Genomic DNA, 10276 nt, shown 5'->3' with positions numbered 1-10276 from the left:
CACGGCGATCTGCGGCGGGCCGTCCTCACCGCCGCCCTCGACGTCATCCGCACCGAGGGCCCCGGCGCGCTGAGTCTGCGCGACCTGGCCCGCCGGGCCGGCGTCTCCCACGCCGCCCCCGCCCACCACTTCAAGGACCGCACGGGCCTGCTCACCGCCATCGCCACCGAGGGCTACGAGCTCTTCGCCGACGCCCTGGCCGACGCCCCGGACCTGCGGGAGCGCGGTGTGCGGTACGTGCGCTTCGCCACCGAGCACCCGGCGCACTTCCAGGTGATGTTCCAGCCGGAGCTCTGCCGCGCCGACGATCCGGAACTGGTGGCGGCGAAGCTCCGGGCCTCGGTGGAACTGCGTGCGGGCGTCAGCGGACTTCCCGCCGCCGGCCGCGGCGAGGACGCCGCACTCGCGGGCACGGCCGCCTGGTCCCTGGCCCACGGCTTCGCGACGCTGCTGCTGAGCGGCAACCTGGGCGGGGCGGTGGGCGACCGGGACCCGGAGGAGGTGTTCAGGTCGGTCGCGGGTCTGCTGTTCGACGCGGAGGGGGCCCACTGACCCTCACGCAAGGAGAACAGCGCCCGCCCCTCAGCGGCGGGGCCGGCCCCGCTCACTCCGCCGTGAACTCGTACTGCAGCTCGTACAGATGGCCGGCCTTCACCATGACGGTCGCCTCGATGGGCCGTTCGGCCTCGCTGTAGACGACACGCAGCGTCCGCAGAACCGGCAGTCCACCGGGCAGCCGCAGCGCCTGGTACTGCTCCTGGGTGGGCACTCGCGCCGAGACCCGGTCCACGCCGAGTCGCGGCGGGTAGCCCAGTTCCGCGAGCAGGGTGGGCGTGCCGCCGGGGATCTTCCGGCCCCCGTCATCGCCGTACCGGGCCCGGCCTACCGGTGGTCCAGCAGCCAGGCGACGACGCTTGCTCCGGACGCGGGTTACACCTCGTACGCGAACTCGCCGATGACTTCGGGGTCGATGACCACATCGCCGGCAAGACCGTATGGCTGGTGTTCAAGACCTCGACCGCGCCCGAGCCCGCGCCCTCGTGACCGCCGAATCAGCCGGCCACCGGACGGCTCTCGCCCTCCCCGTCACCGGCCGTGCTCGCAGCCGTGTCCGGGGCCAGGGAGCGGATTCCCGGTACCGGTGAAGGCAGCAGCCAGAGCACCGACAGGGCTCCCCCGACGGCGGCGACGAGGAGGGTCGGCCTCAGGCCCACGAGGGTGGCGAGCAGGCCGCCCACGACGGCGCCCACGGGGCGGATGCCGTAGTTGATCGTGCTGTACGCCCCCGCGACGCGGCTGCGCATTCCGTCGGGGATCACCGATGCCTGGAGGGAGTTGAGGTTGACGTCGAACATCATGACGCCGAAGCCGGAGAGGAACTCGGCCGTCGCCAGCGCCCCGGCGCCGAGCCAGAGAGGGCCGTGCGCCGCGGCGGCGATGGCGATCGGTGCGGGGAACAGCACGGCGCCCACGACGATGCTGCGCCCCACACCGAGCCGTCGCGAGATCGCGGGAGCGCACACCGCGCCGAGCAGCCCACCGGTGGCCCCCACCCCGAGCGCGACGCCGATCGCGCCCGCCGAGAGCCCCAGACTCCGGCTGGCGAACAGCACGAGGAGCCCGCTGCCCGCGACGAAGGTGAAGAAGTTGACGGTGGCCGCGCAGCCGAGAGTGGCCCGGAGCACCGGGTGCCGCACGACGAACGCGAGGCCTTCCCCGGCGCGCCGGGCCAGGGAGGGCGCGTCCTTGTCCCTGGCGGTCGGCGGCGGTTCGTCGACCGGGACCCGGCTGATCAGGACCGCCGAGGCCAGGAAGGTCAGGGCATCCACCACGATGGCGACGGGCGCGGTGAGCGCCTGGACCAGGACGCCACCGATCGCCGGGCCGACGACGTAGGACGCCGAACGGCTGGTGCTGAGCTTGCTGTTCGCGTCGACGTAGGAGGCGCGGGGGACGAGGCGTACGAAGAACGGGGGGTAGGCGGTGTTGAACAGCACTCCGGCCGCGCCCGCCAGCACCGCCACGGCGTACAGGTGCGCGAGCGTCACCGCGCCGAGCGCGTAGGCGGCCGGCAGGCTCAGCAGGACCGCCGCGCGCAGGAGGTCCGCGAGGATCATCAGGCGGCGCTTGCGGGGCTGTTGGTCGACCCAGGCGCCCAGAAGTATCGCGAGCAGGTTGGGGGTCCAGATGAGTGCGGTCAGCCAGGCCACCTGGTTGGCCGAGGCGTTCAGCGCTCCGACGGCGATCAGGGGCAGGGCCAGTTCGGTGATCCGGTCACCGAACTGCGAGACCGAGTTGCCGGCCCAGAACCGGGTGAACCGCCGGTCCCGCCACAGCGATATGGCGGGGGTCCCGTCCGCACCGCTCACCCCCTCTGCGCCGTTCACGGCGTCCGTCCCGCCGGGCCCTCGTCCGGTTCCCCGTCACCTTCCGGCAGGGCGTAGCGCATCAGCACGACGTCACGGCTGTCGGCCGGGCGGTCGGCCGGGTCGCGGGTGACGTAGGGCGCGAGTACGCGCTCGATCCCGTCCTGGATGGCGGCGAGTTCCTCGGCGGAGACTCTGACCCGGGTGTTGGCAAGCCCGGCGGCCCTGCGCCAGGCGGGATCGAGTCCGGGCTCGACCTCGGCCGACCAGCGGACCGGGGCGTCCGCGTAGCGCAGGAACATCTGCCGCGAGAGCTCCCGGGCGGCCGACCGGCCCTCGTCGTCCGCCGGGTCCAGCGACTCCTCGAACCGGAATCCGCGCGCCACCGCCTCCCAGCGCCGGCTCCGGCGGTCCGGTCCGGGCGCACTGTCCCGGACCAGCCCGAAGGCCGCCAGGTGACGCAGGTGCCAGCTGGTCACGGAGGGAGTGGCGCCCACGTCCGGTGCCAGCTCGGTCGCGGTCGCCGGCCCGTTCCGGTGCAGGTGGTCGAGGATCGCCAGCCGCACCGGGTGCGCCAGTGCCCGCATCGCCTGCGGATCGGTGATCTCGACATCGCCCAGGGGGTTGCTGAAGTCCATGATGTGAGAGAATCCTCTCACAATTCGTGAGAGTCAACTCTCATATCGCCGGACCGTGCAGTGCGCAATGCGTCCTCCCTGCGAGCTCCGCCGCCTCCGCTACCTCTGCCTACGACCCCAGGATCGTCGTGAGGAACTCCCCCGTCCACGCCAGGAGTTCGCGGCCCACGACCGGCTTGCCGCCGATCCTGCCGGCCGTCGGGCGCGGGACCAGGATCTGGTGGAGGGCCGGCTTGATGATCGTCTTCGGGTGCAGGCGCTTCAGGCGGAGCTCCTGCGACTCGCGCAACTCCACCGGGCCGAACCGGATGTTCTGCCCCTGGAGCACGATCTCACCGACGCCGCAGGCGCGGGCCAGCATGCGCAGGCCGGCCACCAGGAGGAGGTTCTCGACCGGTTCCGGAAGCTTTCCGTAGCGGTCGGTGAGCTCCTCGCGGACGGCCCTGATGTCGTCCTCGGAGGAGGCCGAGGCGATCGAGCGGTACGCCTGGAGGCGGAGGCGCTCGCCGGGGGCGTAGTCGTGCGGGATGTGCGCGTCGACCGGCAGCTCGATCTTGACCTCCAGCGGCGGCTCCTCCTCCTCGGCGCCGCCTTCCAGCGAGGTCCGGTAGCCGGCGACCGCTTCGCCGACCATGCGGATGTACAGGTCGAAACCGACGCCCGCGATGTGGCCGGACTGTTCGCCGCCCAGGAGGTTTCCGGCGCCGCGGATCTCCAGGTCCTTCATGGCCACGTACATGCCCGCGCCCATCTCGGTGTGCTGGGCGATCGTGGCGAGCCGCTCGTGGGCCGTCTCGGTGAGCGGCTTCTCCGGCGGGTAGAGGAAGTAGGCGTAGCCGCGGTCGCGGCCACGGCCCACCCGGCCGCGCAGCTGGTGGAGCTGGGAGAGGCCGAAGTTGTCGCCGCGCTCCACGATCAGGGTGTTGGCGTTGGAGATGTCGATGCCGGACTCGACGATCGTCGTGGAGACCAGGACGTCGAACTTCTTCTCCCAGAAGTCCACCACCACCTGTTCCAGGGCCTGTTCGGACATCTGGCCGTGCGCGGTGGCGATCCGCGCCTCGGGGACGATCTCGCGCAGCCGGGCGGCGGCCCGGTCGATGGACTCGACACGGTTGTGGATGTAGAACGCCTGGCCCTCGCGGAGCAGTTCGCGGCGGATGGCCGCGCCGATCTGCTTCTCCTCGTACGGGCCGACGAAGGTGAGGACCGGGTGGCGCTCCTCGGGCGGTGTGGTGATCGTCGACATCTCGCGGATGCCGGTCACCGCCATTTCGAGCGTACGGGGAATGGGTGTCGCGGACATGGTGAGGACGTCCACGTTGGCGCGGAGCTTCTTCAGCTGCTCCTTGTGCTCGACGCCGAAGCGCTGTTCCTCGTCGACGATGACCAGGCCCAGGTCCTTGAACTTCGTCTCGGAGGAGAAGAGGCGGTGGGTGCCGATGACCAGGTCGACGGAGCCTTCGCGCAGCCCTTCGAGCGTCGACTTGGACTGGGACTCGGACTGGAAGCGGCTCAGCGCCCGTACGTTGACGGGGAACTGGGAGTACCGCTCGGTGAACGTGCCGTAGTGCTGCTGGACCAGGAGGGTCGTGGGGACGAGGACGGCGACCTGCTTGCCGTCCTGGACCGCCTTGAAGGCCGCGCGCACCGCGATCTCCGTCTTGCCGTAGCCGACGTCGCCGCAGATCAGCCGGTCCATGGGGACGGACTTCTCCATGTCCTCCTTGACCTCGGCGATGGTGGTGAGCTGGTCGGGCGTCTCCGCGTGCGGGAAGGCGTCCTCCAGTTCGCGCTGCCAGGGGGTGTCCGGGCCGAAGACATGGCCGGGGGCCGCCATCCGGGCCGCGTAGAGCTTGATCAGGTCGGCGGCGATCTCCTTGACGGCCTTCTTGGCGCGTGCCTTCGTCTTGGTCCAGTCGGCGCCGCCGAGCCGGTGCAGGGTGGGTGCCTCGCCGCCGACGTACTTGGTGACCTGCTCCAGCTGGTCGGTGGGGATGTAGAGCCGGTCGCCGGGCTGGCCGCGCTTGGCGGGGGCGTACTCGACGAGGAGGTACTCGCGGGTGGCGCCCTGCACAGTGCGCTGCACCATCTCGATGTAGCGGCCCACGCCGTGCTGCTCGTGGACGATGTAGTCGCCCGTCTCCAGCGTCAGCGGGTCGATGCTCTTGCGGCGGCGGGCCGGCATCCGGCCCAGGTCCTTGATGGCGGTGCGCTGACCGGTCAGGTCCGTCTCGGTCAGGACGGCGAGCTTGAGCTCCGGGTCGACGAAGCCGTGGTCGATCGCGCCGCAGGAGACATGGACCAGGGACGGCGAGATCTCCGCCAGATCCGCGTCGAGACGGGCCGGGATGCCCTCGCCGCCCAGCACCTCGACGGTACGGGAGGCGAGGCCCTGGCCCTCGGTGACGTACACCGTGCGCCAGCCGTCGGCCAGCCAGCCCTTGGTGTCGGCGAGCGCGCGGGCGGTGTCGCCCCGGTACGCCTCCGGGGCGTGCATCCGGAGCTTGAGGGTGTCGTCGTCCAGCTCCTCGTCCGCCGCGAACGGGGAGATCGACCACCACATCATCTCCAGCTCACGGGCCCGGTCGCGGACGTCCGCGATGCCGCGCAGCGAGGCCGCGCCGACGTCGATCGGGGCCTCGCCGCCGCCCGCGGTGGCCGCCCACGACGCCTGGAGGAACTCCTGGCTGGTGGCGACCAGGTCGGCGGCCCGGGTGCGGACCCGCTCCGGGTCGCAGACCACGGCCATCGAGCCCTTGGGCAGCACGTCGATCAGCAGCTCCATGTCATCGACGAGAACCGGTGCCAGGGACTCCATGCCCTCCACCGCGATGCCCTCGGCGATCTTGTTGAGAAGTTCACCCAGCTCGGGGTGTTGTTCCGCGAGCGCGGCGGCCCGCTCGCGGACCTGGTCGGTCAGCAGCAGCTCGCGGCAGGGCGGCGCCCACAGCCCGTGGTCGGCGATCTCCAGCGACCGTTGGTCGGCGATCTTGAAGTAGCGGATCTCCTCGACGTCGTCGCCCCAGAACTCCACCCGAAGGGGGTGCTCCTCGGTCGGCGGGAAGACGTCCAGGATGCCGCCGCGCACCGCGAACTCACCGCGCTTCTCGACCAGCTCGACCCGGGAGTACGCGGCGGCCGCGAGCGCCTCGACCGTCTCGCCGAGATCGGCGCTCTGCCCGATCCGCAGCGCCACCGGCTCCAGGTCGGCGAGCCCCTTGACCTGCGGCTGGAGCACGGAGCGCACCGGCGCGACGACGACGGAGACCGGCCCGGTCTCCGGGTCGTCCTGCCTCGGGTGCGCGAGGCGCCGCAGCACGGCCAGCCGGCGGCCCACGGTGTCGGAGCGGGGCGAGAGCCGCTCGTGCGGCAGCGTCTCCCAGGACGGGAACTCCGCGACCGTGTCCGGCGGCAGGAGCGTGCGCAGCGCCGCCGCCAGGTCCTCGGCCTCGCGTCCGGTCGCGGTGACGGCGAGCACGGTCCGCCCGGCGTCCCTGGCCAGCGCGGCCACGGCGAAGGGCCTGGCGGCGGGCGGGCCCACCAGGTCGATGTGCATCCGGTGGCTGTCTCCGGCGGCCTTCACCGCTTCGGAGAGCGCCGGGTCACGTACGACGACATCCAGCAGACCGTGCAGGCTCATGAAGGGCTTCCGTCCGGGGTAACGAGGGTGGGGCCTGGCAGCCGGCTGCTGCCAGGGGGCAACGCGAAGGGCCCGACACGTCATACGGGCCGGGGCGTCCAGCGTACGACTCCGGAGTGACAGCCGCTTCCGCAACGGACATCCGGGAGCGCTCCCGGGGCGGCACAGGGACGCAATCCGGCCCCGGGGCGTTTGGAGGAACGTCCCGGGGCCGGATTCGCCAGTCTACGGTGAGCGGCGCCTCACCCGTCCGTGGCAGCCGTGCTCCTGGCGCCGTCCGCGCGGGACCCGGGCCGTGCCCGGAAGTCGACGACCACCCGGCGGCCGGGTTCGATCGCCACGAGGAGAACGGAGTCCAGGAGGAAGCGCGCAGCCGGTGACCCTTTTCGGGTCACCGGCTGCGCGCTTCCTCCTTCCGGCCCCGCGCCGGTCCTTCTCTATTCCGTCGCGATGGCGTTCAGGACGTTCATCCGGCCGGCCCGGAATGCCGGGACCAGGGCCGCGAACAGTCCGACGAAGGCCGAACCGACGAATACCGCGATGATGGTCGGCCAGGGGATTTCGAGGATCTTCATCCCCTCCAGTGCGAGCAGCTTGTGTGCCACCGCTCCCCATCCCATTCCGAGGACGAGTCCGAGCAGAGCGCCGAAGACGGCGATCACAACGGATTCCAGCCGGATCATGCGACGGAGTTGCCGGCGGGAAAGGCCGATGGCGCGAATGAGGCCGATCTCCCGGGTACGCTCCACCACCGAGAGCGCGAGGGTGTTCACGACTCCGAGCACCGCGACGATGATGGCCAGGGCGAGCAGTCCGTAGACAATCTTCAGCAGCTGACCGATCTGGTCCTTCAGCTCCTGCTTGAAATCGGTCTGGTCGAACACCTTGATGGTCGGGTCCGTGGCCACGGCGGCCTTGAGCGACTTGTACGCCTGGTCCTGCTGGTCCGGCGCCGCCTTCGCGAACACGATCGCGTCCAGAGGCATGCGGTCGGCCGGGACGTGGCGCGCCGCCGTGGTGATGTTCGTGTACATCGCCCCGGTGTCGAGGGCGGAGTCGTCGGAGGTGATGGCGGCGATCTTCAGCGTCGCTGTCGAGCCGTGCTCGAAGGCGGCCTTCAGCCGGTCCCCGACCTTGATGCCGTGGCGCTTCGCGAACTTCGAACCGACGGACATCGCGTCCTTGCCGTAGGCGGCGGAGAGCTCGCCCGACAGCGTCTCGCGCCTGAGGTCCTGCGCGTACGTCGGATCGGCGGCGGTCAGACCCACCTTCTCGGTGCCGCCTCCCGGCAGCGTCAGCTTGGCGTGCACCTCCTTGAGATGGGTGACGTGGGCCAGGTGGGGTGCACCCTCGACCGCTGCGGAGGCCTGCCGGCTGACCGGCCTCCCGCCGTCCACCTGCACGATGAAGTCGGCCCCCACCGACTTGTCCAGCTCGTCGGTGGCCGAGGCGACCATCGAGGAGCCGACCACCGACAGGCAGGCCACCAGGGCCAGGCCGATCATCAGGGCGGCGCCGGTCGCCCCGGTGCGGCGCGGGTTGCGCAGGGCGTTGCGCTCCGCCAGCCGGCCGACCGGGCCGAACAGGCGCAGGACGACGACGCTGAGCGCCCGCACGACCACACCGGCGAGCAGCGGGCCGATCACGATGAAGCCGATGAGGGTGAGGACCACGCCCAGGCCGAGGAAGAGCGAGCCCTCGCTCGCCTTGTCCGCCTGGGCCGTCGTCCACAGCGCGGCCACGCCGGCGCCGGTGAGGACCAGGCCGAGGCCGGCCCGGATCCAGCCCGACTTGGCGTCCGCCGGGGTTCCGGCGTCGCGCAGGGCGGCCATCGGGGAGACCTTGCCGGCCCGGCGGGCCGGGACGTAGGCGGCGAGGACGGTCACGATGATGCCGAGCGCGAGTCCGAGCACCGGAGTCGTCCAGGCGATGGTGAGGTCCTCGGTGGACAGCTCCATGCCCACCGCGCCCATGACCTTCATCAGGCCGACGGCCAGGCCGACCCCGGCGGCGACGCCGAGGATCGATCCGACGATGCCGAGCAGCACCGCTTCGAGCAGCACGGACCGGTTGACCTGCTTGCGGCTGGAGCCGATGGCCCGCATCAGGCCGATCTCGCGGGTGCGCTGGGCGACCAGCATCGAGAAGGTGTTGACGATCAGGAAGATGCCGACGAGGAAGGCGATCCCGGCGAAGCCGAGCATCGCGTACTTCATGACGTCGAGGAACGAGCCCATGGAGTCCTTGTTGGCCTCCGCGGCCTCCTTCTGGGTCTGGAGCTTGTACGCGGCCGGACCGTCCAGGGCGGTGGCGACGTTCCGCTTCAACTGCGAGTCGCTGACGCCCGGTTCGGCGGTGACGGAGATCTGGGTGAAGACGTCGCGGGTGCCGAGCAGCTTCTGCTGGGCGGTGGCGGTGTCGAGGTAGACGATCGCGGCACCGGGGTTGGTGACCTTGAAGGCGGCGATGCCGCTGATCCTCGCCCGGATGTCGCCGGTGACGGCGATGGTGCGCAGCTCGTCACCGAGCTTCAGGTGGTGCTTGTCCGCGGTGTCGGCGTCGACCATCACCTCGGTCGGGCCGCGCGGTGCGTGGCCGGAGGTGATCTCCATGGAACGCAGTTCGTTCTGCGTCCAGTTGCCGGCGATCGTGGGGGCGCCGGTCTCGGAGCCCATGTTCTTGTTGTGGCTGTCGACGACCGTGACGGCCATGCTGGAGACGGAGCCCTCGGCCTTCTTCACCCCGTCGGCCTTCTCGACCTGCGCGACCACGGAGGCGGGCAGCGACTCGGGCTTGCCGTTCTGGGGGGTGTCGTCGACCTTCGCGGACTTCGGGCTGACGGTGACGTCGGCCGACGTCGCGGCGAAGAGCTTGTCGAACGTGGTGTTCATCGTGTCGGTGAAGACGAGCGTGCCGCACACGAACGCCACCGACAGCAGGACGGCGACGGCGGACAGCGCCATCCGCCCCTTGTGCGCGAAGAAGTTGCGCATCGAGGTCTTCCAGACGGTCATGAGGTCCGCCCGCGCGCGTCGAAGTCCTTCATCCGGTCCAGCACCTGATCGGCACTCGGGTTGAGCATCTCGTCGACGATGCGCCCGTCGGCGAGGTACAGCACCCGGTCCGCGTAGGAGGCGGCGACCGGGTCGTGGGTGACCATGACGATGGTCTGGCCCAGCTCGTCGACGGACTTGCGCAGGAAGTCCAGCACCTCGGCGCCGGCCCGCGAGTCCAGGTTCCCGGTCGGCTCGTCACCGAAGATGATCTCCGGCTGGGCGGCGAGCGCCCGCGCCACCGCGACCCGCTGCTGCTGGCCGCCGGAGAGCTCGGTCGGCCGGTGCTTCAGCCGGTCGGAGAGGCCCACGGTCTCCACGACCTGCCGCAGCCAGGCGGCGTCCGGCCTGCGGCCCGCGATGTCCATCGGCAGCGTGATGTTCTCCAGCGCGTTGAGCGTCGGCAGGAGGTTGAACGCCTGGAAGATGAACCCGATGCGGTCGCGGCGGAGTTGGGTCAGCTTCTTGTCCTTGAGACCGGTGATCTCGGTCTCGGCGAGGTGGATCTGACCGGACGTCACGGTGTCCAGTCCGGCCAGGCAGTGCATCAGCGTCGACTTGCCGGAGCCGGACGGG

7 protein-coding genes and 1 pseudogene are annotated in these 10276 nt (G+C 71.0%); 2 read left to right on the top strand and 6 right to left on the bottom strand.

Going from position 1 to position 10276, the window contains the following annotated elements; all coding sequences use genetic code 11:
• On the top strand, positions 1-552 hold a 552-nt coding region (locus tag J1C73_RS32780; RefSeq protein WP_207319543.1), incomplete at its 5' end, for a TetR/AcrR family transcriptional regulator.
• A gap of 52 nt (positions 553-604) precedes the next feature.
• On the opposite strand, the pseudogene J1C73_RS32775 reads toward J1C73_RS32780, so the two are convergent.
• Positions 605-853: pseudogene (locus J1C73_RS32775) on the bottom strand (UTRA domain-containing protein); the annotation flags it as partial.
• Between the two features lie 35 nt (positions 854-888).
• On the opposite strand from J1C73_RS32775, the gene J1C73_RS32770 reads away from it, so the two are divergent.
• Entirely contained in the window at positions 889-1044 is a 156-nt protein-coding gene (locus J1C73_RS32770; RefSeq protein WP_242645039.1) for an ATP-binding protein, read from the top strand.
• Between the two features lie 8 nt (positions 1045-1052).
• On the opposite strand, the gene J1C73_RS32765 is transcribed toward J1C73_RS32770, so the two are convergent.
• The 5 genes from J1C73_RS32765 to J1C73_RS32745 form a co-directional block, all read right to left on the bottom strand.
• Positions 1053-2387: an MFS transporter gene (locus J1C73_RS32765; protein WP_307797847.1), complete on the bottom strand. Its 1335-nt coding sequence runs from the start codon at positions 2385-2387 to the stop codon at positions 1053-1055.
• Positions 2384-3004 carry an ArsR/SmtB family transcription factor gene (locus J1C73_RS32760; RefSeq protein WP_207319542.1) on the bottom strand — a complete coding sequence of 207 codons (621 nt, stop codon included), beginning with the start codon at positions 3002-3004 and terminating at the stop codon, positions 2384-2386. The genes J1C73_RS32765 and J1C73_RS32760 overlap by 4 nt, the downstream gene beginning before the upstream one ends.
• Positions 3005-3113: 109 nt before the next feature.
• A complete protein-coding gene (gene mfd, locus J1C73_RS32755; protein ID WP_207319541.1) occupies positions 3114-6647 on the bottom strand; it encodes a transcription-repair coupling factor in 3534 nt (1177 codons plus the stop codon).
• Positions 6648-7084: 437 nt separating this feature from the next.
• Complete coding sequence (locus J1C73_RS32750; protein ID WP_207319540.1) at positions 7085-9661, bottom strand: ABC transporter permease; 2577 nt, start codon at positions 9659-9661, stop codon at positions 7085-7087.
• A partial coding sequence (locus J1C73_RS32745; protein ID WP_207319539.1) for an ABC transporter ATP-binding protein occupies positions 9658-10276 on the bottom strand: 619 nt, incomplete at its 5' end. The genes J1C73_RS32750 and J1C73_RS32745, both read right to left, overlap by 4 nt.

The organism is Streptomyces laculatispora (assembly GCF_017353455.1).
GTDB lineage: Bacteria > Actinomycetota > Actinomycetes > Streptomycetales > Streptomycetaceae > Streptomyces > Streptomyces laculatispora.
Note: the sequence above shows the minus strand (reverse complement) of the source record. Positions and strands in the feature narration are given on the sequence as shown.